The following is a 24,650-nucleotide window of genomic DNA, read 5'->3' as shown; positions in this document are numbered from 1 at the left end:
AAGCAAACTCTCGTTGCCGTTTATATAGCGTAAGACCGCGTTGATTTTTTCTTCGTTTTTAAATTTAGCCAAAAGAAAAAGCACCTCCAAATTTTAGACTGTGTCTAAAATTTGGGGTGCACTTCACGTATGCCGGACGCTTTTTCTCATCTCGAAAACTCATATCCATCAGCATTGGCCGGCATTCCCTCTACATTTATCTTTTTTTATCGTGAAAATGTTATTGATTTTACGATTGAGCGATTATAAAATCTAGAGGTCGTCAGAAAATTTAACAAACATATAAAGGGAGTCATCAGAATGGCTTGGGAGCTGCTTAGTGTGATTGGCATCATTGCGTTTGCAGTCAGCGGCGCAATTGTTGCGATGGAAGAGGAGTATGATATTTTAGGAGTTTATATATTAGGGATTGTTACAGCTTTTGGAGGCGGAGCGATCCGCAATTTGCTGATCGGTGTTCCGGTGTCAGCATTATGGGAGCAGGGAGCGTACTTTCAAATTGCACTCTTATCCATTACGATTGTATTTTTGTTTCCGAAGCTGCTGCTGAAGCATTGGAACAAGTGGGGCAATTTATCAGATGCGATCGGTCTTGCAGCCTTCGCCATCCAAGGCGCACTGTATGCCGTCAAAATGGGCCATCCGCTTAGTGCCGTCATCGTGGCTGCGGTGCTGACGGGAAGCGGCGGCGGAATCATTCGTGATCTTCTGGCCGGACGCAAACCGCTTGTGCTGAAAGCAGAAATTTATGCAGTCTGGGCGGCTCTCGGCGGTTTAATCGTTGGCTTGGGCTGGCTTGGAAACTCATTTGGCTTGTACGTTCTGTTTTTCGTGCTCGTTGTTTGCCGCGTTTGTTCTTATATGTTTAATTGGAAGCTGCCAAACCGTTCTTTTCGTTTAGATAACTAACAATAAAAAACCGATTTCAAATTGAAATCGGTTTTTTGCATATAAATAACCCAAACCTTGATTAGGATTGGGTGAATGTGCTAAGATAAATTGTATTTGTCAGCTTTTATCAATATTTATTATACATATCCAATTATATTATATAGCATTTCATCTATGTTTGTCAACTATTTTCTGGAGGTGCCGTTCATGAATCAACAGGATAAGGAATGGAAGGAAGAGCAGTCGAGAATAGATGAGGTGCTGCAGGAGCTCGGCAAAAAAGAGCGGTTACTTGAAACGTCTGCAGGCGGGTTAAGGCATGACATTATCGGATTAAGAAAAAGCTTTTGGGAGGATGTTACGGTTAATCTTGATGATACCCATGAAGCGGTTGAAACGATGGCAAGCATTAAGCAGCAGGCAGAGCTGCTGTCTGATCGGGAACGGAATCATCGGCGTCTGGATCAGCAGCTCAAACGAATTCGTCAATTAAAAGCATCGCCTTATTTCGGCCGGATTGATTTCATTGAAGACGGTGAGGAGCAGGCAGAGCGAATTTATATCGGTTTAGCTTCTTGTATGGATGAGAAGGAGGAACAATTTCTGATCTATGACTGGAGGGCGCCAATATCAAGTATGTACTACAATTATTCCCCAGGAAAAGCGGATTACGAAGTGCCCGGCGAAACGATAGAAGGGGAGATGGTGCTGAAACGCCAGTATATCATCAAAAACGGCGCTCTTAAGGCGATGTTTAATACTGATATGACGATTGGCGATGAAATGCTGCAAGAAGTATTAAGCCATCAGTCTGATACCCAAATGAAAAACATCGTGTCTACGATTCAGAAAGAACAAAATCAGATTATCCGTAATGAAAAAAGCAAATTTCTGATCGTGCAGGGAGCGGCTGGGAGCGGAAAAACATCGGCAGCGCTTCAACGTGTTGCTTATTTGTTATACAGGCAACGCGGCGTCATTGATGCCGGACAAATCGTTTTATTTTCTCCTAACTTCTTATTTAACAGCTATGTCTCCTCTGTTTTGCCTGAGTTAGGAGAAGAGAATATGGAGCAGGCGACGTTTCAGGAATATATTGAGCATCGGCTTGGCCGCAAGTTTCAATGTGAGAGCGCCTTTGATCAGCTCGAATATTGCCTGGCCGAAAAAAAGGGTGGCGATTTCCCTTCAAGACTTTCGGCAATTACATGGAAGGCGGGATTATCTTTTCAGCAATTCATTGATGAATACGTCAGCCGTCTGTCCTATGAGGGGATGATCTTTAAAAATATCATCTTCCGCGGACAAAAACTGATCACAAAGGAACAGATTCAATCCTATTTTTATTCACTGGATCAAGGCCAGTCCATTCCAAACAGGATGGAGCAAACGGCGAGGTGGCTGCTGAGTGAGCTGAACAAGCTTGAGAAAAAGGAACGGCGTAAGGATTGGGTCGTTCAGGAAGCTGAGCTGCTCGATAAAGAGGATTACTTGGACGTGTACAAAAAACTGCAGGAAAGGAAACAGTTCAGTGAGAGTACATTTAACGATTATCAAAGAGAGCAGCAGCTGCTTGCCGCCAGCATTGTGAAAAAGGCCTTCAAACCGCTCAAACAGGCAGTCAGACTCCTTGCATTTCTTGATGTTACACAGCTGTATCTGCAGTTGTTTTCTGGCTGGGAAGGGAAATTTCAGCATGAGGATACCGCAATGATAGGAGAGCTGACCCGAGTGGCATTTGCGGAAAATAAATTGCTCTATGAGGATGCGGCACCGTTTCTTTATATGCAGGATCTGATTGAAGGCAGAAAGAAAAATACGAAGATCAAACATCTTTTTATCGACGAAGCCCAAGACTATTCACCGTTTCAGATGGCTTACATGAGAACTATTTTTCCGTCTGCCAGCATGACGGTGCTCGGTGATGTTAATCAGTCCATCTATGCCCATGCCATACTTGGCGTGAAGCGTATGGATGCATGCTTTGAAGGAGAGCGGGCCGAATATGTCCGCTTAAAGAGAACGTACAGATCGACAAGGCAGATTGTCGAGTTAACAAAAGCGATGCTTCAGGACGGAGCGGATATTGAGCCTTTTAACAGAAACGGGGAAATGCCTCTCGTTTTTAAAAACGAAGGACGTGAGGACCTTTGTCAAAAAATCACGCAAGAAATTGACCGGCTCAAGAAGCAAGGGCACGAAACGATAGCCGTCATTTGCAAGACTGCGCAGCAATGCATACAGGCGCATGCTCACATGAGCGAATATATAGATGTTCGCCTGATTCATAAAGAAAATCAAACATTCCAAAAGGGAGTTTGTGTCATTCCAGTGTATTTAGCGAAGGGAATTGAGTTTGACGCAGTGCTTGTCTATGATGCATCAGAAGAACATTATCAAACAGAGCACGATCGCAGGCTGTTATACACTGCCTGCACCCGAGCAATGCATATGCTGATGGTATTTTATACTGGTGAAGCCAGTCCGTTTGTAACAGCTGTGCCGCCTCACTTATATCACAATGCTGAATGAAGAGAAGGGAGTCCTTCTCTTTTTTCTATTTAAAAATGAAACATAGCCGTTTTATCATTAGGATTCTTAATAGTTATCATCATGTAAATATATTTTACTTAAGCCTAGTATTCCGGTAAAGTTCAATTAGATGCAATTTTCGATCAGTTTATAACTTTGTGAGGTGGATACGTTGCAACTTCAGGTATTGAACAGTCCGTTTAATCAGGAGCAGGCAGAGCTCCTTAACCGCCTTCTGCCAACCTTGACCGAATCTCAAAAAATCTGGCTGAGCGGATATTTATCCGCGCAATCTGTTTCCGCCCAAGAAACAGCGGGGGCGCTAGCGGCTGCTGTTTCTGCAGAAGCGGCGGCACCAGCCGTTTCAAAAGAAGTGACCATTCTTTACGGTTCACAGACGGGAAATGCACAGGGGCTTGCAGAAAATGCCGGCAAGCAGCTTGAACAGCGCGGTTTTCAAGTAACCGTCTCATCCATGAGCGATTTTAAGCCGAATCAGCTGAAGAAAGTAAACAATCTTTTGATCGTCGTCAGTACGCACGGTGAAGGCGATCCGCCAGATAACGCGCTGTCGTTTCATGAATTTCTGCATGGTAGACGGGCGCCTAAGCTTGAAGATCTTCGTTTTTCTGTTTTGGCGCTTGGTGATAGCTCGTACGAATTTTTCTGCCAGACAGGGAAAGAATTTGATCAGCGCTTAGAAGAACTCGGCGGAAAACGAATTTCTCCGCGCGTTGATTGCGATCTTGACTATGATGAGCCGGCTGCCGAATGGCTGGAAAGCGTTTTTGATGGCTTAAGTGAAGCTGAGGGCGGAAGTGCAGCGCCTGCGCCGGCAGAATCGCCTCAAACCGGTGAGTCTTCGTATTCCAGAACAAACCCGTTTCGGGCTGAAGTGTTAGAAAATTTAAATTTGAACGGCCGCGGATCAAATAAAGAAACACGCCATGTGGAGCTGTCTCTTGAAGGATCTGGCCTGACTTATGAGCCTGGTGACAGCCTCGGCGTCTATCCGGAAAACGATCCGGAGCTTGTCGAGCATCTGCTTAAGGAGATGAATTGGGACCCGGAAGAAATTGTGACGCTTAATAAGCAAGGTGATGTCCGCCCGCTGAAAGAAGCGCTGATTTCTCACTATGAGATTACTGTTCTCACAAAACCGCTTCTTGAACAGGCAGCCCGGCTGTCTGGGAGCAATGAGCTTAAAGAGCTTTTAGCTCCGGGAAATGAGGATCATGTAAAAGCATATCTTGAAGGGCGCGATTTGCTTGATCTCATTCGTGATTATGGCCCGTTCAGTGTATCGGCGCAGGAGTTTGTTTCAATTCTGCGAAAAATGCCGGCCCGTCTCTATTCGATTGCGAGCAGTTTAACCGCAAATCCGGATGAAGTGCATGTAACGATCGGCGCAGTCCGTTACGATGCGCACGGGCGTGAGCGAAAAGGCGTCTGCTCAATTTTATGCGCGGAGCGTCTGCAGCCGGGAGATACACTGCCGGTTTATGTCCAGCATAATCAAAACTTTAAGCTTCCGAATGATCCTGAAACACCGATTATCATGGTCGGCCCTGGGACAGGCGTCGCTCCGTTCCGTTCCTTTATGCAGGAGCGTGAGGAGACGGGAGCAGAAGGGAAAGCATGGATGTTCTTTGGCGATCAGCACTTTGTGACAGATTTCCTTTACCAGACAGAGTGGCAAAATTGGCTCAAAGACGGTGTGCTGACAAAAATGGATGTGGCGTTCTCGCGTGATACGGAAGAAAAAGTATATGTGCAACACCGCATGCTTGAACAGAGCGCAGAATTGTTCGAATGGCTTCAAGAAGGCGCGGCTGTTTACATTTGCGGCGATGAAAAGCACATGGCGCATGACGTCCATCACACATTGCTTGATATTATCGAGAAAGAAGGCAATATGAGCCGCGATGAAGCGGAAGCTTATCTTGCCGACATGCAGCAGCAGAAACGCTATCAGCGTGATGTATACTGATTTGACTTGAAAGGAGTTTTTCAACATGGTGACCAAAATCTTAAAAGCACCGGACGGCTCTCCAAGTGATGTTGAACGCATTAAAAAAGAAAGTGATTATTTGCGCGGCACACTGAAAGAAGTCATGCTGGATCGGATCAGTGCCGGAATTCCGGATGATGACAACCGCCTGATGAAACACCACGGCAGTTATTTGCAGGATGACCGTGACCTTCGCAATGAACGCCAAAAGCAAAAGCTTGAGCCTGCATATCAGTTTATGCTGCGCGTGCGGATGCCAGGAGGCGTTTCAACCCCTGAGCAATGGCTTGTCATGGATGACCTTTCTCAGAAATACGGGAACGGCCCATTAAAACTGACGACACGTGAAACGTTCCAAATGCACGGGATTCTGAAATGGAACATGAAGAAGACCATTCAGGCGATCAACTCAGCTCTTTTGGATACGATCGCAGCCTGCGGAGACGTAAACCGCAACGTCATGTGCGCATCGAATCCTTATCAGTCTGAAATCCACTCTGAGGTATACGAGTGGTCTAAAAAATTAAGTGATGATCTGCTGCCGCGGACGAGAGCATATCATGAAATTTGGCTAGATGAGGAAAGAGTGGCCGGCACGCACGAGGAAGAAGTCGAGCCAATGTACGGACCGCTCTATCTGCCGCGGAAATTTAAAATCGGTATTGCAGTTCCGCCGTCTAATGATATTGACGTCTTTTCCCAAGACCTTGGATTCATTGCGATTGTTGAAGATGGCAAACTGATTGGTTTTAACGTGGCGATTGGCGGCGGTATGGGAATGACGCACGGCGACACAGCGACATATCCGCAATTAGCCAAGGTGATTGGGTTCTGCCGTCCTGAGCAAATGTATGACGTTGCTGAAAAAACGATTACGATTCAGCGTGATTACGGAAACCGTTCTGTCCGCAAAAATGCGCGGTTCAAATACACGGTTGACCGCCTCGGTTTAGAAACCGTAAAAGAAGAATTGGAAAACCGTCTCGGCTGGAGACTGGAAGAAGCGAAGCCATACCACTTCGACCATAACGGAGACCGTTACGGCTGGGTGGAAGGCATTGAGGATAAATGGCATTTTACACTGTTTGTCGAAGGCGGCCGTGTCACGGATTACGATGATTATAAACTGATGACAGGCTTGCGGGAAATCGCCAAGGTTCATACAGGCGAGTTTCGTCTGACATCCAATCAGAACTTGATTATTGCGAACGTTTCAAACGATAAAAAAGATGAAATCAGTGCGTTAATCGAGCAATACGGACTCACTGACGGCAAGCATCATTCAGCGCTCCGCCGCAGCTCTATGGCGTGCGTCGCTCTTCCGACTTGCGGATTGGCAATGGCTGAAGCAGAACGTTATTTGCCGACCCTTTTAGATAAGGTGGAAGAGATTATTGACGAAAACGGCCTTCGTGATCAGGAAATCACCATTCGCATGACAGGATGCCCGAACGGCTGTGCACGCCATGCGCTTGGTGAGATCGGATTTATCGGAAAGGCGCCGGGCAAATATAATATGTATCTTGGCGCTGCATTTGACGGAAGCCGTTTAAGCAAAATGTACCGTGAAAACATCGGTGAAGAAGACATTTTAAGCGAGCTGCGCGTTCTTCTATCCCGTTATGCGAAAGAACGCGAAGAAGGCGAGCACTTCGGTGATTTTGTCATCCGCGTAGGCATCATTAAAGCAACGACTGACGGCACAAATTTTCATGAATGATAAAGTTGATAAAGAAAAACGAGAGACAGGGAATAGCTCCCTGTCTCTTTTTTCATAGAATTTGCTCTGCTGCAAAAGAGTTCTCTATGAGCATATTATGAGAAATAATACCCAAATAAGGGTACTATAAAAGAAGACAAGTGTGGAGAGAACTCCTGCGAAATCACATAGTGGATGCAAGGCCATCCTCAGCCTCTTATAGACAATCAGACATCGAGTCATCATGCACAAAACAAAACAGACGAAGGAGGTCATGCATTTGGACATATTTTTAGTGGTTCTCGTTTTATTAACGATTATTGCGGTATCCAATATCGTGAACCGGTTTATTCCATTTATTCCCGTGCCTCTTATTCAGGTGGCGTTAGGGATTCTTGCGGCCTCATTTCCACAGGGGCTTCATTTTGAATTAAACACCGAATTGTTTTTTGTTTTGTTTATCGCGCCTCTTCTATTTAACGATGGGAAGAGAACGCCGCGGGCGGAACTTTGGAATTTGCGGGCCCCAATTTTATTGCTTGCACTCGGCCTTGTATTTGCGACTGTAATTGTAGGAGGCTACACGATTCACTGGATGATTCCTGATATTCCGCTGGCAGCGGCTTTTGGGCTTGCGGCCATTCTTTCACCGACTGATGTTGTCGCTGTGAGCGCATTATCAGGAAGAGTGAAAATGCCAAAAGGGATTCTTCGCCTGCTTGAAGGGGAAGGGCTGATGAATGACGCATCAGGTCTGGTGGCCTTCAAGTTTGCGATCGCAGCTGCAGTGACCGGTGCATTTTCATTAGCACAAGCGGCTGTCAGCTTTGTATTTATTTCTCTCGGGGGATTGCTGTGCGGGGTAGTCATTTCTTTCTTGATTATCCGCTTTCGCTTATTTCTGCGCCGCCTAGGTATGCAGGATGTTACGATGCATATGCTGATTCAAATTCTGACGCCGTTTGTCATTTATTTGGGAGCGGAAGAAATCGGCGTTTCCGGCATTTTAGCCGTTGTAGCGGGAGGCATCACCCATGCGGTTGAACAGGATCGTCTGGAATCAACGATGGTCAAACTGCAAATCGTCTCCTCAAGTACGTGGAACATTATTTTATTTATTTTGAACGGTCTGGTCTTCGTGATTCTCGGGACACAGATTCCGGACGTCATTTCTGTCATCTTTCACGACACCGCAATCAGCAACTTGAAGGTGATCAGTTATATCCTTGTCATCACATTTACGTTAATGCTGCTCAGATTTTTGTGGGTGCTGTTCTTCTGGAATGGCAAATGGTTCTTTAATAGGGATCAGAACATCTATAAACCGGGTCTTCGTTCAACGCTGTTACTCTCGATTTCCGGTGTGCGCGGAGCTGTAACGCTGGCGGGTTCTTTCTCCATTCCTTATTTCCTAGAGGATGGCACACCGTTCCCGGAAAGAAATTTAATTCTCTTTTTAGCAGCCGGCGTCATTTTATGCACGCTTGTCATTGCCACCGTTGTCCTGCCGCTTCTGACTGAAAAAGAAGAAGAGGACGAGAAACGAAATGAAAAGCTTCTGACGGCGAGGCGCAAATTGATTAAAAAAGCTCTCCGAACGATTAAGGAGGACATGAACGATACAAACAAAACAGCCTCTCTTGCGGTTATAGCTGAATACAATGAGAAAATGAAAAATCTTCGTTTTCAGCAGTATACATCATCTAATCGGATCAAAAAGCAAGAGCGAAAAGTCCGTGCGCAAGGGGTTAAAGCTGAGCAAGAGGCGCTGGTAAAAATGCTGGAGCGGGGAGACATTCCAGAAGAGACGGCAAATGTACTGCAAGAACGGTTTAACGAATTAGAAATTTTGTATGGCAACCCATTTAAAGTCGGATTATCAAAAACAAGACTCAAGCGGCTGATGTATTGGATCTTCTTCGGTGAACACAAAAAGCCGGAGATGTCGATTTTAAATGAAGCGGGATTGATACGGGCAACGAGAGTGAAAACGGCAAAAGCAGCGATAGAACACTTGGAAAAACATAAGACGGAAGAACATAAAGAAGTATTTTTATCTGTCATTTCGTTTTATAAACAGTTAATTTTCAGGCTGGAGCACAGCCATGAGCTCAAATCAAGTGCTCATTTTGAAAATCAGAAGTTAGAGGTGAAGCTGAAGGCTGTGCAGGCGATTAGAAATGAAATTCAAACGCTCTTCGAGGAACGGGAAATTTCCCGGGACATCTCCCATGAGCTTCGCCAATACATTAATGATGTGGAAGCCGCAATGCTTGAAGGCGGCGAATAAAATGCAGCAAAAAAGCTGCCGCGCTCTATCGCCAGCTTTTTTCTGTATTAAGGGCGATGGAATTCGACAGTGCTGCCATCCCGGTCGAACCAGCCTCTGAAGGCCCAGTTGATCCAGCCGCAATCACCTTTGTTAGTTAAGGTTCCGTCTTCGAATACCCAAATGCCGTACGTAATGCCATCGTAAACGGCTGAGCCGTAAAATTGCACACCGTTCAAGTGATCTTCGTATTCCTGGCTTAAATTAAATACCATGACATTATATGTTTGGCCGGATGCGTAGAAGGAAGACTCCATGAGGTTTTTCACAAAACCATCCCGGTTCTGTGAGGATTTAATGGCATCGGCAATCTGATTGGCAATGCCAAGCACATCAAGGTTTACATGTAAACCGACCTCAGCTGCAGTTGTTTCAGGAGAGATCTTAGGAGCAGAGTTTTCTTCAGCGGAAGAAAAGGACAAAGGGGCGATGGTCAAAGCGGCACCAAGCACAAGTGTCATTGGGATCCGAATCCGTTTCAATTTGTTTCCTCCTTTGTTTTTATGTGGGTATACTACACGCATACCCTGCTCAATGCAGCTGTGATCTCAATAATGTTAAAATAGGAAAAAATAGTGTATAGGTTTATCTGTGCTATGAAAAAAGAAGCAAAAAGAGGTTCTTAAGCGTATTATTGGTATCGGCAGAGAGGAATGTGAGATAATATAGACGCTTACATTTCAGTGAAAGGGTGGATGTTCAAGTGCCAACAAGTTTAAAGGATACTGTAAAGCTACATAACGGAGTGGAAATGCCTTGGTTCGGTCTTGGTGTTTTTAAAGTAGAAAATGGAAGTGAAGCGACTGAATCAGTGAAAGCGGCGATTAAAAACGGCTACCGCAGCATTGATACAGCAGCTGTCTACAAAAATGAAGAAGGCGTTGGCATCGGGATCAAGGAATCCGGTGTGGCAAGAGAAGAGCTCTTTATTACATCAAAAGTATGGAATGAAGATCAAGGCTACGAAACAACGCTTGCTGCCTTTGAAAAAAGCTTGGAAAGACTTCAGCTTGATTACTTAGATCTATATTTGATCCACTGGCCTGGCAAAGATAAATATAAAGATACGTGGCGCGCGCTTGAAAAGCTGTATAAAGACGGCAAAATCCGCGCAATCGGTGTCAGCAACTTCCAAGTTCATCATTTAGAAGAACTGCTGAAAGACGCTGAAATCAAACCGATGGTGAACCAAGTAGAATTTCACCCTCGTTTGATACAAAAAGAATTAAGAGATTACTGCAAAGCCCAAGGCATCCAGTTGGAAGCGTGGTCTCCGCTCATGCAGGGACAGCTTTTGGACAACGAAGTGCTCACACAGATTGCTGAAAAACACAATAAATCTGTGGCTCAAGTCATTTTACGCTGGGATCTGCAGCATGAAGTTGTAACAATCCCAAAATCCATCAAAGAACACCGTATCATTGAAAACGCTGATATTTTTGATTTCGAATTGTCTCAGGAAGACATGGACAAAATTGACGCGTTAAACAAAGATGAGCGTGTCGGTCCAAATCCCGATGAGCTTCTATTTTAATGAAAAACTCCCCGAGACGGGGAGTTTTTTTAGTGTGTTTTTTTCTGTTGAATGAAAAACAGCATCAAAAAGGAAATGACAACAATACAGACGACCCACGCCCAGGCTAGGGTATTGTTTCCGGAATCCAATGCGACATAAATGGCCGTCGGAAGTGTTTGCGTAACACCGGGGATGTTCCCTGCAAACATGAGTGTTGCGCCAAATTCTCCGAGCGCCCGCGCAAGGCTGAGGATGCTTCCGGTCAGTAATGAAGGATAGGCGAGCGGAACTGAAATGTGGATAAATACTTTCCATCTGCTTGCGCCGTCTAACATTGCCGCGCCCTGTATATCGGGATCAATGTCGGCAAATCCAGTTTTAGCGGATTGATACATGAGCGGAAAGGCTACAACCGCCGAGGAGATCACAGCGGCCCACCAGGTGAAAATGACAGGCTGCTGAAAGACCCACTCGATGGCTTGACCGATAAAACTGTGCTTTCCGAACATGACGATCAAGATAAAACCGACGACAGTAGGCGGAAGAACGAGCGGAAGCATAAAAAATGTTTCGAGTGCCGTTTTTCCGAAAAATGATGCCCGCGACATCCATGCTCCAGCCAGTGTTCCGAGAATAATGACAACAATTCCGGCAACTGCCGCCACCTGAAAGGAAAGCAAAACAGGTGTGAAAAACTCTGAAGCGGTTATGCTACTCAGCAGTAAAACCATATTTCTCAAATACTTTCATTGCTTCATCAGATTGCAGGTACTCGTAAAATTCCTTCGCTTCCTTACGGTGTTTTGTATCTTTTACAATTCCTAACGGATAGACAATCGGGCTGTGTGTATCTGCTTTTGCCTCGTCAATGATTTTGACCTTTTTTGAGATCAGAGCGTCTGTTTTATAAACAACGCCTGCGTCTACATTGCCTGTTTCAACATAAGAAAGAACTTGGCGAACGTCTTTTCCATAAACGATTTTATCCTTCACTTTGTCCCATAGAGACAGCTTTGTCAGTGATTCTTTCCCGTAGGCTCCTGCCGGCACAGATTCCGGCGTTCCGAGGGCGATTTTTTCTGAATGAGCCAGATTGCTGAAGCTAGTTACAGGCGAATCAACGCTTTTCGGCACGACCAGCACAATTTCATTGCCGACTAAATCAGTGCTGTCTTTTTTGGCAATATCCCCATCATCCACCAGCTTTTGAAATTTATCCTCAGCAGCTGAGAAGAACAGATCAGCCCCTGCACCTTGAGAAATCTGTTTTTGCAAGGCGCCGGATGAGCCATAGTTATCTTGGATTGTAATGTTTTGATGTTCTTTTTTGTAATTCTTTTGAATCTCCTCAAGTGCATCCTGTACACTGGCGGCCGCTGAGATGGTTAACGTTACATTTTTCTCGCTGTCTGTTGTTGACTGGTTTGCGGAGCAGCCTGCTGCAAGCAGAAAAGCGGTTAAGGCTGCTGTTAAAATGGAATACTTTTTAAACATGAGTGCACCCCTTATAATTAGTTATAACTAATTATAACTGATTATGTTTGGTTGTGTGGGTTTTTTTACATCCAATGAAACGGTATAATAAAATAGGAGAGTGATGATGATGAATGAAAACTCATCCTATACGATAGAAGAAGTTGCAGGTCTGCTGAAGGTATCAAAGCTGACCGTTTATGATTTGATAAAAAAAGGCATGATCTCTGCTTACCGCGTCGGAAGGCAGATGCGTGTGGACGAAGAAGACCTAAAGCGATATAAATCGAATATGAGAATGTCTCAGCCCATTGCTGCAGCTGAAGTGCCGAAACAGATGCAGGAGGGGGAGCCGGATGGCAGCCCGAATGTCATGATCAGCGGACAGGACATTTCGATGGATCTGCTCAGTAAGCATTTGGAGAATGCCATTCTGGAGACGCCGCTCCGTAAATATAAAGGAAGCTTGAACAGCCTGATTGATATGTATCAAGGAAAATGTGACATTGTCAGCCTGCATTTGTATGATGCGGAAACAGGACAATATAACGTGCCTTATGCAAAACGGATTTTGTCTGGTGAACCGTTTTGTCTGATCAATGTCGTTCTCCGCAAAGCAGGACTGTATGTTCAAAAAGGGAATCCGAAACACATTCACTGCTGGGAAGACTTGAAAAGGACCGATATCCAAATAATCAACAGAGAAAAGGGTTCGGGCGCAAGGGTCCTCCTTGATGAACAGCTTGGCTTGCTTGGTGTGAATCCGGCTGATGTAAAGGGGTACGGCGAAACCGTGAGCAATCATTATGCTGTCGCTTCACAAGTCTCAAGCGGACAGGCTGACGCAGGAATTGGGGCGCAGCACGCGGCACATATGGGCAGTGTAGATTTTATTCCGCTCATCGAAGAACAATATGATATCGTCGTTTTGAAAAAACATGAGCAGCTGCTGAAAGCCGTGAAGGAGATTTTGAGCTCTGAGGAATACAAGGCGAATCTGTCTCATTTAAACGGCTATCACACAAAGCTGACTGGTAAAGTAATGTTTGAAACGTAAAAAATCCCTCTGTAAAGAGGGATTTTTTATTCATAAAAACGGAGCAGGTCGCCGTTTAAGATTTTATCAGAGAAAGACAGCTCTTCGTTTGCTTTCTCCTTATAAGGGAGGCACGCATTCTGGTCTTCCAGCACTTCACCTGTTTTTTGGCTATAGCACGTGTTTTTCGTATATACAAAGTCGTTTGTAATAAAACTGCCGTTTCTCAACACGGCGAATGGGGTGCGGTCATCTGACAGCAAATCATTGCCGAATTGAATATCTCCCTTTGTTTCAATGCCTAGCAAATGCATCAGTGTCGGCCTGACGTCGACCTGGCCTCCGGCATCAGAGATGGTTTCCGGCTTTTGATCGGTGATGCCCGGGATATGTATGATAAACGGCACTCGCTGGAGCTGAACGTTGTCATACGGCGTGATTTCTTCTTTTCCTAAAAACTCAGCCATCGCCTCGTTATGGGCTTCTGAAATGCCGTAATGATCTCCCATAAATACGATCATCGAATTTTCGTATAAGCCTTCGTCCTTCAGTCTTTTGATAAAATGCTTTAATGCCTCATCTTCATAGCGAACCGTTGTCACATAGCGGTTTAGCAGGTCGCTGCTTGAATCGTATTCATCAATCAGCTGATTCTTTTCATCAATCTCAAACGGAAAATGATTCGTTAACGTGATGAAATTGCTGTAGAACGGCTGCGGCAGGCTTTTCAGCTTTCCGGCTGACTGCTCTAGAAATTCCTTATCCTTTAAGCCCCAGCCTGTTGATGTCCCGGGAGTGACATGGAAGTCATCAACATCAAAAAAGCGGTCAATCCCAAATGAATCGTACATCACATCTCTGTTCCAAAATGTTTTATGGTTGGCGTGAAAGACAGCTGAATCATAATCATGTTGTTTCAGCGATTTGTACATCGTATGAAATTGATGGTCGCTTTTCGTGAAAAAGACTGCGCCGCTAAGGGAAGGGTACAGCGAGTTCGCCACGATGAATTCTGAATCAGATGTTTTGCCTTGTTCGGTTTGCTGATAGAAATGATCAAAGTAATAGCTCTTTTTGATGAAATCATTCATAAACGGAGTAATTTCTTTTCCATTCACCTTTTCATTCAGAACGAAGCTTTGGGTCGATTCAAGCGTCACAAAGATGACGTTGCGCCCCTTTGCCAGCCCGAATTTGCCTTGATCAGGCTTGCTGTAATCAGCCTCTGTGTAGTTTTTGATGGCAGTCATGCTGTCTTCATCTGCAAATGCTTTCGCACTTATATTAACAGTCTGAGAAATCGTATCGTAGATATGGAATTGAAACAAACCGATGCTTTTGACGAGCATTTCCCGGTCAAAGGAATGTGCCAAAAGCTTTGGCTGCTGTACTTCTGCAAGTGCCAGAGTGCATAAGATTATGCCGCAGGAAGCTGCATAGTACCGTTTGATCGTGCTCGATGCGGCTTTTGTCTGCGGGTGTTTCTCTTTTCGGGCAAACAGCAGAAGAAAAACCAAATCCGCAAACAGGGCGATAAACAGAGGATTGAACAATTCTTTTACACTGCTGCCCATATCGCTCATGTTACTGGCCTGAAATAAAACAGGGATGGTAATAAAATCGATATAAAAGCCGTAAAAAATCGTGTTGGAAATCAAGATTACAGTCAGAACCAAATTGGCAATCAGCAAAAAGATCCGCTGCTTATTTTCTTTCAGAAACAGGCCGATCCCGAATAATGGAAGGATAAAGCTGAGCGGGTTAATCAGCAACATCAGCTCCTCCAACAGAGAATCGATCTGCAAATCAAAGCCGAGTTTATAGATCGCATACGTTTTGATCCACATGAATACGATCGAAATACATAAAAACCGCTGATTGTGAAAAAAGGTCCCTTTCATGAATATGACTCCTCGCGTTTTCTTGATCATCTGCATGGAATGCTTCTTATGTAAAACCTACTAAAAATAGCCCGTTCAGACAAGTGTCAGCACTCACGTTTAAAACATGCGTCCAAGAAACAGCATATAAAAGTAGTAACATGAAGCAATTGTCAGCCCGGCTAACACGAGCTGCTCGGAAAAACTGCCTGTCTTCATGTATAATGGGAGCCGCACGCGGATCGTTGAAGGGAATAATAATTTGATTCCGTTCACTGTCCAAGCGTCAAGAATTAAATGGCTCGCCATTCCGGTCATCAGTCCGGTTGAAATGTTTTTATCTGGAATATATGTGGCTGTGATAAAAAACATGATGAGCAGAAATAGCAGGCTGTGTGTAAAGGTTCGGTGGCCGAAAACGGAGCTGACCACTTTTGATAAAATAGGTAATCTTCTCCCGATTTTGCTTTGCGTGTGGCAAATATCGGGTATCAATGCCCCAACCGCGCCTGACGCAGCCATAAGCACTGGATCAAAACCATAATAATAATAAGCCACTGCCGTACAAGAAGCGATGCCTCCCATGATGTGTGTTTTTCCTGTCATTTCCCCGCTTCTCCTTTTATCTTTTGCAAAAAATCTCTGAATTACAAATATATCAAGAGAATGTATGTTTGATCAACAGGACTTTGGACAATAAAAAATTTCCCGCATAATTTCTGAAGGAAAAAGGCATCTTAAACATGTACCTATTTTCTATAAAGAGGTGATACGAATGGGTTTCTTTAATAAAGATAAAGGAAAACGTTCTGATAAAGAAAAAAACGTAATCCAGGGAGCTCTTGAAGATGCCGGTTCAGCTCTAAAAGATGATCCGCTTCAAGAAGCTGTGCAAAAAAAGAAAAATAATCGATAACCACATGCGGATAGAGCTTGGCTCTATCCGTATTTTCCATCTGTTCCCTTTGACAGATCATCCTTTCTTTGATAACCTTCTGGGAGTAACTGAATAATTAAATCCTCACTCTTTCTCAGTGAGGTAGAGGTTGCGCGGATGATGAGTCACACATGCCAGGCTGACAGGGGCTGTTAAACATGTGTAAAAGGCATCAGCGCCGAAGTGTGGAGAAAGCCGATCCTTCTCTATGCTGGGACTGTATCTGAATAAGTGCAGGACTGCCGCGTGCTTTTTCGCGGAGGGCTATCCGGAGATCAAGGGTGTGTGTTTCTTTAAGCATGGACTTTTGTTCAGGCTTTTTTTGCGTTTATATGATCTCGGGGTCTGGTCCGTACAAAGAATCATGGAGGTACTGGAATGGAACAGACAAAAAAATGGGGTTTTTGGTTATTAACGGCGTTTGTCGTTGGAAATATGGTTGGATCAGGAATTTTCTCCTTGCCGAGCTCGCTTGCCTCAATCGCTAGTCCCTTTGGAGCGACGTCCGCTTGGCTGTTGACAGGTGCCGGCGTGCTGATGATTGCGCTTGTTTTTGGGCATTTGTCCATTCGCAAGCCTGAGCTGACAGCTGGGCCGCAAAGTTATGCAAGAGCGCTGTTCTCTGATCCGAAGAAAGGGAACGCTGCCGGTTTCACAATGGTGTGGGGCTATTGGGTGGCGAGTTGGATCAGTAACGTGGCGATTATTACAAGTCTTGCCGGTTACTTGACTTCGTTCTTCCCGATCTTAGTTGATAAACGTGAAATGTTTTCGATCGGCGGACAAGAGGTGACACTCGGCCAATTGCTGACATTTGCTGTATGTACGATCTTGTTATGGGGAACGCACACGATTCTTGTTGCAAGCATTAACGGTGCAAGTAAATTAAACTTTATCACAACATTTTCGAAAGTATTAGGGTTTGTCTTCTTTATCGTTGCCGGATTGTTTGTTTTTCAAACGACATTATTCGATCACTTTTATTTTCCAATTCAAGGCGAAAACGGCACAAGCATCGGAATTGGCGGACAGGTTCACAATGCCGCAATTTCTACTCTCTGGGCGTTTGTCGGAATTGAATCAGCTGTAATCCTGTCCGGACGCGCGCGTTCTCAGCGTGATGTAAAACGTGCAACAATTACCGGCTTGCTGATTGCCTTGAGCATTTATATTATTGTGACTTTCATTACGATGGGCGTTCTGCCGCACGATAAACTTGTTGGATCTGAAAAACCGTTCGTTGATGTGCTGTATGCGATTGTCGGGAACGCTGGAAGTGTGATCATGGCGCTATTGGCGATTCTTTGCTTATTCGGAACGATGCTCGGCTGGATTTTGCTTGGCTCTGAGGTTCCTTACCAAGCTGCTAAAGCAGGAGATTTTCCGGCATTCTTTGCGAAAACGAATAAAAAGGGAAGTCCGATTAATGCGCTGGTTATTACAAATGTGATGTCACAGGTCTTCATTTTCTCTGTTATTTCCCGGACAATAAGTGACGCATTTACGTTTTTAACGACAGCGGCAACGCTTGCGTATTTAATTCCGTATTTGGTTTCAGCGATTTACAGCTTGAAGATTGTCATCAAAGGTGAAACTTATGACCAGCTGAAAGGCTCCCGCGTAAAAGACGGATTGATTGCGATTTTAGCGTGCGCATACTCAGTGTTTGTCATTGTAACAGGCACAGCGGATTTAACGACATTTATTCTCGGCATCGGTTTATTCTTTGTCGGCCTGATCGTCTATCCATTTGTGGTTAAAAAGTTTCAGAAAGAAAAACAAGCATAAACAAAAGACACCTGATTTGCTTTTCAGGTGTCTTTTATTATTATCAAAATACAATGTCTCCGGTTAGGAATCCGATCGTTAAAATAGCTGACAGGAAAGCTGAAATAGAGTGAAAAACCTTTGCGGATGATCGCATATGCAAAAAACATTTTTCAGTCTCTCCAGTAAACTAAACACGACTAACACTATTTACCAAGAGTGCATGAGAGAAAGGTTTTCCGATATAGTGCCTGTTAAAAAACTTGATCGCGATGATGATGCAGCTACATATAAATTGCTGGAAAAAGAGCCGCAGGCTGCGGCTCTTTTGTTTATTTTGTTAAGCTTTCCGTAATAAATTTCAGCTGGCCCTCTAATGAAATCGGGTCTGTAAAATAGAAGCCAATTGGGTCAATCCTATAGACATGGCCATTTTTAACGGCGCTTAGGTTCTTCCAGATGGAGCTGTCAAATACGCCGCCATCATCACCGCCTGATTGCCATGGTCCTGCGAAAATATAATCTCCGGCGAAGTCAGGGAGCTTTTCTAGTGAAATACTTGTATAACCAGGACCCTGGTCAATGGCTTTTTCTTTTGTCAGCTTTGTACCCTGCAGGCCGAGATCTTTGTAAATGATGCTTCCGCCTCTTCCGAAATCTTTACCGAATACGTAAATGTCTTTTCCGTTCGTTTGCATAATGGAGATGGTTTTGTCACCTGGGGGCATCGACGGTAATGGGTATCGGCATGTTTTCAAGAGGCGGACTTACGCCTGTAAAACTTGCTCTCGCGGGAACGGCTGTTACTTATTTCTTTACGGGCATTTCAACCGCCATTGCAATCCGCTTTGATGTCGCTCAGGATATCAGTTTTTGGTACGCAGGCGGAGTAGCGGGCGTGAAATGGTCAGGTGTCCAGCTTTTGCTTCTCGCAGGGGCTGTCGGTTTAACGCTGGCGTTTATCATCGCCCGGTCTGTGACAGTGTTAAGTCTCGGTGATGAGCTGGCGAAAGGGCTTGGACAATATACATCAGCGGTAAAACTGGCTGGCATGCTTGTCGTTGTGATTTTGACGGGAGCTGCGGTTTCCATTGCCGGCACCATCGCATTTATCGGGCTGATCATTCCGCATATTACCCGGTTTTTGGTCGGTGTGGATCATCGGTGGATTATTCCTTGCTCGGCAGTGCTCGGGGCTGTTTTGCTTGTGTTTGCTGACATTGCTGCAAGGCTCGTCAACGCGCCCTTTGAAACGCCTGTCGGCGCGCTGACCTCTCTCATCGGCGTTCTCTTTTTCCTTTATTTGGCACGCCTGGAAAGGAGAGGGCTGTAATGAAAACAAAAACGAAAAAACCGCTCGTTGTGATGGCTGTGACCTTTCTGCTCATCGTACTCGTCTTTTTTATCAGTCTAAATTTGGGTGTCATCACAATTGCACCGCTTAAAACGCTTCAAGTCTTTTTCGGCCAAGGGACGGCGCGTGACGAGCTTGTTTTATTTGAGTTCAGGCTTCCCCGAATCATCCTTTCCTTGCTCGTTGGGGCAGGAATCGCTGTTGCTGGAGCCATTTTGCAAAGCGTGTCTCAAAATGATCTGGCTGAGCCCGGCATTCTTGGAATTAACGCCGGCGGCTCTCTTGCTGTTGTGCTTTTTATTTACTTTTTTCAAGAGTCAGCTTCAGACCTCAGCATTTTCGGTACATTTATGCTGCCGTTCAGTGCTTTGGCGGGTGCAATCCTAGCCGCTTTTCTCATTTATCTTCTGGCATGGAAAAAAGGGGTGACCCCGATTCGGCTGATTTTAGTAGGCATTGGCGTGAATGCCGGATTTAACGCCCTGTTGCTAATTTTTCAGCTCAAGATGGACCCTCATGATTTTATGCAAGCCGCGGTTTGGATATCTGGCTCGATATGGGGTGCGAACTGGAATATGATTTGGGCGATTCTCCCTTGGATTGTGATCTTGCTTCCGTTTACTTTATATAAGGCACGCTATTTGAACATTTTGCAGCTTGGAGACCAATTAGCGACCGGGCTGGGCACTGCCGTTGAAAGGGAGAGGCGGATTCTTCTTCTGGCAGCGGTCACACTTGCCGCTTCATGCGTGGCAGCTGCAGGGGGCATCGCGTTTCTCGGGCTGATTGCGCCTCACGTGGCAAGAAGGCTTACCGGTCCCCGTCACCAGACACTGATACCGGTCTCCGCCTTCATTGGCGCATTTCTGTTTTTGCTCGCAGATACGCTGGCGAGAAATGTATTGGCACCGTCAGAAATTCCGGTTGGACTTGTTATTTCCGTGTTAGGTGCGCCTTACTTTATTTATTTATTGATGAAAGCGAATTAGAGGAGGGGGCCGAATATGAATCAATATCAACAGATCAGCTTGGAATCGGGTATGGCGACAGGGTGATTGTAGAGGATTTAAATATATCGATTCCTAAAGGGGAAATTACCACCTTAATTGGCCCGAATGGCTGCGGGAAATCAACAATATTAAAGACAATGTCCAGAATTATGCGCTCACATGCAGGTACCGTCTATTTAAACGGTAAAGCGATCCATAAAATGTCTACAAAGGACATTGCGAAAGATATGGCGATTCTGCCGCAGACACCTGAAGCGCCGAGCGGTTTAACGGTGTATGAATTGGTATCGTATGGCAGGTTTCCGCATCAATCAGGATTCGGCAGATTGAATGATGAAGACCGCCGGATTATCGAATGGGCGCTTGAAGAAACAGGCATGGCTGAATTCGCTGAACGGCCTATTGAGGCACTGTCAGGCGGACAGCGTCAGCGCGTGTGGATTGCCATGGCGCTTGCACAAGGGACGGAACTGCTGCTGCTGGATGAACCTACAACGTATCTTGATCTCGCACACCAGCTTGAAATTCTTCAGCTGCTTGAGAAACTTAACAAAGAGCAGAGGCGGACGATTTTAATGGTCATTCATGATCTTAACCACGCAGCCCGTTTTTCTCATTATATGATCGCGCTAAAAAAAGGCACGGTCATTAAGGAAGGCACCGCACGGGAAGTCATGACCCCGGACATTTTGAAGCAGGTATTTCAGATTGATGCCGAAATCGTGACTGATCCCCGTACAAATAAACCTGTATGCTTGACCTATGATCTGATTAAAAGTGAAAAAGCGCTCGTTTCTGTATAGAAAAATCCCGGTTCGGAGCCGGGATTTTTTATTTTCTGCCGTGAAAATACAATTTTTCTATCTGATTCTTTCATTTCAATAAAAAGATTGCAAGTCTTTTTGAATTAATAGATAATATTGGATATAATGTTTCGAAAATATTACATAGTTTACAGAAAGAGGAGATCGTTGTGTCCAAGAAGAAAAAATGGCTTATTGGCGGTGCGATATGTGCCAGTCTGCTTATATTGGCTGGGATCGGCGCCGGCGGTGTTTACTTTTTTACCCACATGAACCAAATTGCCGTATCATCGGAGCCCTATGCTGAATCGGTAGCGGTATACATGGGAGGAGAATCAGAATCAGGCCAAACGTTTTCTGGAAAGGTTGAACCTGAGAAACAGCAGAAAGTATATATCGATTCAGAAAAAGGCAGCATTAAAAAAACATATGTCAAAGAAGGCGATCAGGTCAAAAAGGGCGATAAGCTTTTTGAGTATGAGGGCGAGGATCATTCTGACGAAGTTGAGCAAGCCAATTTGCAAATTGAAATGACCAACCTGCAAATCAGCCGTTTGCAAAAATCAATAACGGAAACGGAAAAGCAGCTGAAATCGGCTGGAAAAGAAGAGAAATCCCAGCTTCAAGAGGAGCTTGATCAGGCCAATTTCGATTTGAAAACAAGCGAGCTTGAGCTGAAGCAGCATCAAAAAGAGCTGGCTGTCCTGACGAAAAACAAAGGTTCCAATGTCATTACAAGCAAGCATGACGGGATCGTTCAAAGCGTCAATCAGGATATCGCTGACGGAGCAACAGGTGACCAGGCAACAGGTCCGTATATCCAGATTGTTTCGACGGGCAAATATCTAGTCAAAAGTCAAATCAATGAGCTGTTAATGGACACAATCAAAAAAGGCAGCAAAGTCAGAGTCACGCTGAAAACAGGCGGTGAAGGCGAGTGGAAAGGAAAAATCACCTCGATCGGCAAGCTTCCAGCAGGGACAGGCGAGGGTGAGGAATCAGAAAGTTTTGCTGAAGAAGAAATGAACCCTCAATCCTCTAACTATCCTTTCACAATTTTACTAGATAGCCATAAAGGTCTCGAGGTCGGCTATCATGTCAACATCGAAGTGATGAGTGATGAGGCTGATGCGGACAAGATCAAGCTGCCGTCTGACATGGTCATTCAGGATGACGGCGAACCGTACGTGTGGAAAGCGGATGAGACGCAGAAAGCGGTCAAACAGCCTGTTGAAATCGGGGAAACTGATGAAAATGATATGTTGGAAATTAAGAGCGGCCTGACGCCGGAAGATTATGTAATCTATCCTGACCCCGCGGTCAAGGAAGGAAAGCAGGTTACAGTCAATGCTGACACTGAATAATATTTCGAAATCGTACAAGCTGGGAAAAGAAGAAGTTCCAATCTTGAAACATATCAATCTGACTGTCCAAGCTGGTGAGTTTCTGGCAATTATGGGCCCTTCCGGTTCTGGAAAGTCGACGTTAATGAATATCATAGGGTGTTTGGACAGGCCATCCTCTGGAACCTATACGCTTGACCAGATAGATATATTAAAAGGGAAAGACGGTGCCCTAGCTGAAATCCGCAACGAATCAATCGGCTTTGTGTTTCAAACCTTTCATTTGCTCCCGCGTCTCACCGCGCTGCAAAATGTCGAACTGCCGATGATCTATAATAAAGTGAAGAAAAAAGAAAGAAGGCAAAGAGCCTATGAAGCGCTGGAAAAGGTCGGTTTAAAAGATAGAGTCTCCTACAAGCCTCCGAAGCTGTCCGGCGGGCAAAAGCAGCGGGTGGCGATAGCGAGGGCCTTAGTCAATCAGCCGAGATTTATTTTAGCTGATGAACCGACCGGGGCGCTTGATACCAAATCAAGCGAACAAATTTTGTCATTGTTTTCTGAACTGCATCGGGAAGGCAAGACAATTATTATGATTACCCATGACCCGGACGTCGCCAAAAAAGCTGACAGAACGGTTTTTATCAGAGATGGAGAATTGGTATTAGATGAGAGAGGGGATATCAGCCATGGTTGAACATATCCGAATCTCTTTTCAATCCATTTTCTCTCATAAATTAAGATCCATACTGACAATGCTCGGGGTCATTATCGGCATAGCGGCAATCATCGCGATTGTTTCAATGCTAAAGGGCCAAAGCGAACAATTAAAGCAGAGCATGATCGGCATGGGAAATAACGCGATTAATGTTGTCTATCAGCCATCGGGCGGAGAAGAGGAGGCAGGGGGCTACCAGGTTTCTTATACGTCCGCGCCGCCTGTAGCTGAGGAAACAGTAAAGGCGATCAAATCTGATCCTATGGTCAAAGGATTATCCTTATATTATCTGTCTGAAGGTGCGAGTGTCTTTCATTTGACAAACGTTTCGTACCCCCAAGTGTACGGAGTTGACGGTGATTACTTTGATATGTTCCCAATCCGTATAACCGAAGGGAGAAAGCTGGCGGAAAACGAACTAAACAGCACACACCAAGTGGTGATGATCAATGAAGCTGCCAGAGATGAACTGTTTCCAGACGGAGACGCTCTGCATAAAAACATTGAGATGAATGGTGTGCCGTTTAAGGTTGCCGGTGTTTTTACAGAAAAAAAGCAGCAGGAAAGCATGTTTGAAGGTAATTACGCGAACCCGGTTTTGTACGTGCCGAAAAACGTGTGGCCGCTCATCGAAGGCTTTGACGCGCCGACTCAGATCGCTGTGCAGGCCAATTCTTCTGAGCATATCCAAGAAGCCGGCGTAATGGCTGCGGATCTTTTAAATCAGGGGCTGTCAAAAGCTGAGTTGGAAAAAGCAGAGTACAGTGTGATGGATCTTCAGGAGATCGCGCAGGAAGTGGAGTCCTTTAATCAGGCATTTGCATTGCTCCTTGGCGGAATCGCCAGTATTTCACTTTTGGTTGGCGGTATTGGCGTCATGAACATTATGCTCGTTTCCGTCACGGAGCGCACGAGGGAAATCGGGATTAAGAAAGCGCTCGGTGCTAAGCGGCGTGTGATTTTATTTCAGTTTTTAACTGAGGCTGTCGTGCTGACAAGCATTGGCGGAATACTTGGTGTGCTGGCGGGCTTCGGCATCGCTAAGCTGCTGACGGTCGTTTTTCCGATGCCTTTTATCGTCTCCGTTCCAGCTGTTGTCGGAGCACTCATCTTTTCAATGGCAGTTGGCATTATTTTCGGCTTGCTTCCGTCCATCAAGGCATCTAAGCTTCAGCCTGTAGACGCGCTTCGCTATGAATAAAAAGAACGCATTCATTTGGAATGCGTTCAGGCTGTCGAGAAAATCTCGACAGCCTTTATTTTCCCTTAAAATATCCATTCTCCTGTAATAAAATAAAAGAAAGACTTCAAAAGGACGGTGTCTTTCTTATGTTCCACACAAGAAATTCTTCTC

At 45.1% G+C, this 24,650-nt stretch carries 20 protein-coding genes, 2 pseudogenes and 1 riboswitch; of the genes and pseudogenes, 16 read left to right on the top strand and 6 right to left on the bottom strand.

Going from position 1 to position 24,650, the window contains the following annotated elements:
* Positions 1-300 precede the first annotated feature (300 nt).
* The 5 genes from Q3W56_RS19850 (at position 301) to Q3W56_RS19830 (ending at position 9,423) form a co-directional block, all read left to right on the top strand.
* Positions 301-909, top strand: a complete 609-nt coding sequence (locus Q3W56_RS19850) for a trimeric intracellular cation channel family protein (RefSeq protein ID WP_003219999.1) — start codon at positions 301-303, stop codon at positions 907-909.
* Positions 910-1,098: 189 nt separating this feature from the next.
* The gene (helD, locus tag Q3W56_RS19845; protein WP_302896605.1) at positions 1,099-3,423 is read left to right on the top strand and encodes an RNA polymerase recycling motor HelD; all 2,325 of its coding nucleotides are present in this window, start codon (positions 1,099-1,101) and stop codon (positions 3,421-3,423) included.
* Positions 3,424-3,595: 172 nt separating this feature from the next.
* The gene (locus Q3W56_RS19840) at positions 3,596-5,413 is read left to right on the top strand and encodes an assimilatory sulfite reductase (NADPH) flavoprotein subunit (protein WP_302896604.1); all 1,818 of its coding nucleotides are present in this window, start codon (positions 3,596-3,598) and stop codon (positions 5,411-5,413) included.
* Positions 5,414-5,438: 25 nt separating this feature from the next.
* Positions 5,439-7,154: an assimilatory sulfite reductase (NADPH) hemoprotein subunit gene (cysI, locus tag Q3W56_RS19835; RefSeq protein ID WP_302896603.1), complete on the top strand. Its 1,716-nt coding sequence runs from the start codon at positions 5,439-5,441 to the stop codon at positions 7,152-7,154.
* Positions 7,155-7,413: 259 nt separating this feature from the next.
* Positions 7,414-9,423 (top strand): Na+/H+ antiporter, encoded by a 2,010-nt coding sequence (locus Q3W56_RS19830; RefSeq protein ID WP_302896602.1) that lies wholly within the window; start codon positions 7,414-7,416, stop codon positions 9,421-9,423.
* Between the two features lie 47 nt (positions 9,424-9,470).
* Here the strand turns inward: Q3W56_RS19830 and yvgO are convergent, their stop codons facing one another.
* Positions 9,471-9,944: a stress response protein YvgO gene (gene yvgO / locus Q3W56_RS19825; protein ID WP_302896601.1), complete on the bottom strand. Its 474-nt coding sequence runs from the start codon at positions 9,942-9,944 to the stop codon at positions 9,471-9,473.
* Between the two features lie 221 nt (positions 9,945-10,165).
* Between yvgO and pgoN the strand changes: the two genes are divergently transcribed.
* On the top strand, positions 10,166-10,996 hold the full coding sequence (pgoN, locus tag Q3W56_RS19820) for a glyoxal/methylglyoxal reductase (RefSeq protein WP_302896600.1): 831 nt from the start codon (positions 10,166-10,168) through the stop codon (positions 10,994-10,996).
* A 29-nt stretch (positions 10,997-11,025) separates the two neighbouring features.
* Here the strand turns inward: pgoN and modB are convergent, their stop codons facing one another.
* Positions 11,026-11,718, bottom strand: coding sequence for a molybdate ABC transporter permease subunit (modB, locus tag Q3W56_RS19815; RefSeq protein ID WP_302896599.1), 693 nt, complete (start codon positions 11,716-11,718; stop codon positions 11,026-11,028).
* Positions 11,690-12,472: a molybdate ABC transporter substrate-binding protein gene (gene modA, locus Q3W56_RS19810; RefSeq protein WP_019715715.1), complete on the bottom strand. Its 783-nt coding sequence runs from the start codon at positions 12,470-12,472 to the stop codon at positions 11,690-11,692. Before modA ends, modB begins: the two co-directional genes overlap by 29 nt.
* Positions 12,473-12,581: 109 nt before the next feature.
* On the opposite strand from modA, the gene Q3W56_RS19805 reads away from it, so the two are divergent.
* A complete protein-coding gene (locus Q3W56_RS19805; protein ID WP_302896598.1) occupies positions 12,582-13,508 on the top strand; it encodes a substrate-binding domain-containing protein in 927 nt (308 codons plus the stop codon).
* Between the two features lie 26 nt (positions 13,509-13,534).
* On the opposite strand, the gene Q3W56_RS19800 is transcribed toward Q3W56_RS19805, so the two are convergent.
* Positions 13,535-15,388: an LTA synthase family protein gene (locus Q3W56_RS19800; RefSeq protein WP_302896597.1), complete on the bottom strand. Its 1,854-nt coding sequence runs from the start codon at positions 15,386-15,388 to the stop codon at positions 13,535-13,537.
* 99 nt (positions 15,389-15,487) lie between these two features.
* Entirely contained in the window at positions 15,488-15,973 is a 486-nt protein-coding gene (locus Q3W56_RS19795) for a metal-dependent hydrolase (protein ID WP_302896596.1), read from the bottom strand.
* 169 nt (positions 15,974-16,142) lie between these two features.
* On the opposite strand from Q3W56_RS19795, the gene sspJ reads away from it, so the two are divergent.
* The 3 genes from sspJ to Q3W56_RS19780 all read left to right on the top strand — a co-directional run bounded on the left by sspJ (position 16,143) and on the right by Q3W56_RS19780 (position 18,426).
* The gene (gene sspJ / locus Q3W56_RS19790; protein WP_003240697.1) at positions 16,143-16,283 is read left to right on the top strand and encodes a small acid-soluble spore protein SspJ; all 141 of its coding nucleotides are present in this window, start codon (positions 16,143-16,145) and stop codon (positions 16,281-16,283) included.
* Positions 16,284-16,399: 116 nt separating this feature from the next.
* Positions 16,400-16,579: riboswitch (Lysine riboswitch) on the top strand.
* Positions 16,580-16,682: 103 nt separating this feature from the next.
* Positions 16,683-18,092, top strand: coding sequence for an amino acid permease (locus Q3W56_RS19785; protein WP_302896595.1), 1,410 nt, complete (start codon positions 16,683-16,685; stop codon positions 18,090-18,092).
* A gap of 136 nt (positions 18,093-18,228) precedes the next feature.
* Positions 18,229-18,426: a hypothetical protein gene (locus Q3W56_RS19780; protein WP_268398397.1), complete on the top strand. Its 198-nt coding sequence runs from the start codon at positions 18,229-18,231 to the stop codon at positions 18,424-18,426.
* On the opposite strand, the pseudogene Q3W56_RS19775 reads toward Q3W56_RS19780, so the two are convergent.
* Positions 18,404-18,790 (bottom strand): annotated as a pseudogene (locus Q3W56_RS19775) (ABC transporter substrate-binding protein); the annotation flags it as partial. The gene Q3W56_RS19780 and the pseudogene Q3W56_RS19775 overlap by 23 nt on opposite strands.
* Between Q3W56_RS19775 and Q3W56_RS19770 the strand changes: the two are divergent.
* From Q3W56_RS19770 to Q3W56_RS19745, 6 genes and pseudogenes are all read left to right on the top strand, one after another.
* Positions 18,790-19,404: pseudogene (locus Q3W56_RS19770) on the top strand (FecCD family ABC transporter permease); the annotation flags it as partial. The pseudogenes Q3W56_RS19775 and Q3W56_RS19770 overlap by 1 nt on opposite strands.
* Entirely contained in the window at positions 19,404-20,414 is a 1,011-nt protein-coding gene (locus tag Q3W56_RS19765) for a FecCD family ABC transporter permease (RefSeq protein ID WP_302896594.1), read from the top strand. The pseudogene Q3W56_RS19770 and the gene Q3W56_RS19765, both read left to right, overlap by 1 nt.
* Positions 20,396-21,238, top strand: coding sequence for an ABC transporter ATP-binding protein (locus Q3W56_RS19760; RefSeq protein WP_302896606.1), 843 nt, complete (start codon positions 20,396-20,398; stop codon positions 21,236-21,238). Before Q3W56_RS19765 ends, Q3W56_RS19760 begins: the two co-directional genes overlap by 19 nt.
* Positions 21,239-21,408: 170 nt before the next feature.
* The gene (locus tag Q3W56_RS19755) at positions 21,409-22,602 is read left to right on the top strand and encodes an efflux RND transporter periplasmic adaptor subunit (RefSeq protein ID WP_302896593.1); all 1,194 of its coding nucleotides are present in this window, start codon (positions 21,409-21,411) and stop codon (positions 22,600-22,602) included.
* On the top strand, positions 22,586-23,275 hold the full coding sequence (locus tag Q3W56_RS19750) for an ABC transporter ATP-binding protein (protein ID WP_302896592.1): 690 nt from the start codon (positions 22,586-22,588) through the stop codon (positions 23,273-23,275). Before Q3W56_RS19755 ends, Q3W56_RS19750 begins: the two co-directional genes overlap by 17 nt.
* Complete coding sequence (locus tag Q3W56_RS19745; RefSeq protein ID WP_302896591.1) at positions 23,268-24,497, top strand: ABC transporter permease; 1,230 nt, start codon at positions 23,268-23,270, stop codon at positions 24,495-24,497. Before Q3W56_RS19750 ends, Q3W56_RS19745 begins: the two co-directional genes overlap by 8 nt.
* The last annotated feature ends 153 nt before the right edge of the window (positions 24,498-24,650 follow it).

This window comes from Bacillus sp. C28GYM-DRY-1 (assembly GCF_030519405.1).
Taxonomy (GTDB): domain Bacteria; phylum Bacillota; class Bacilli; order Bacillales; family Bacillaceae; genus Bacillus; species Bacillus spizizenii_A.
This window is presented reverse-complemented; position numbering and strand designations above follow the sequence as displayed.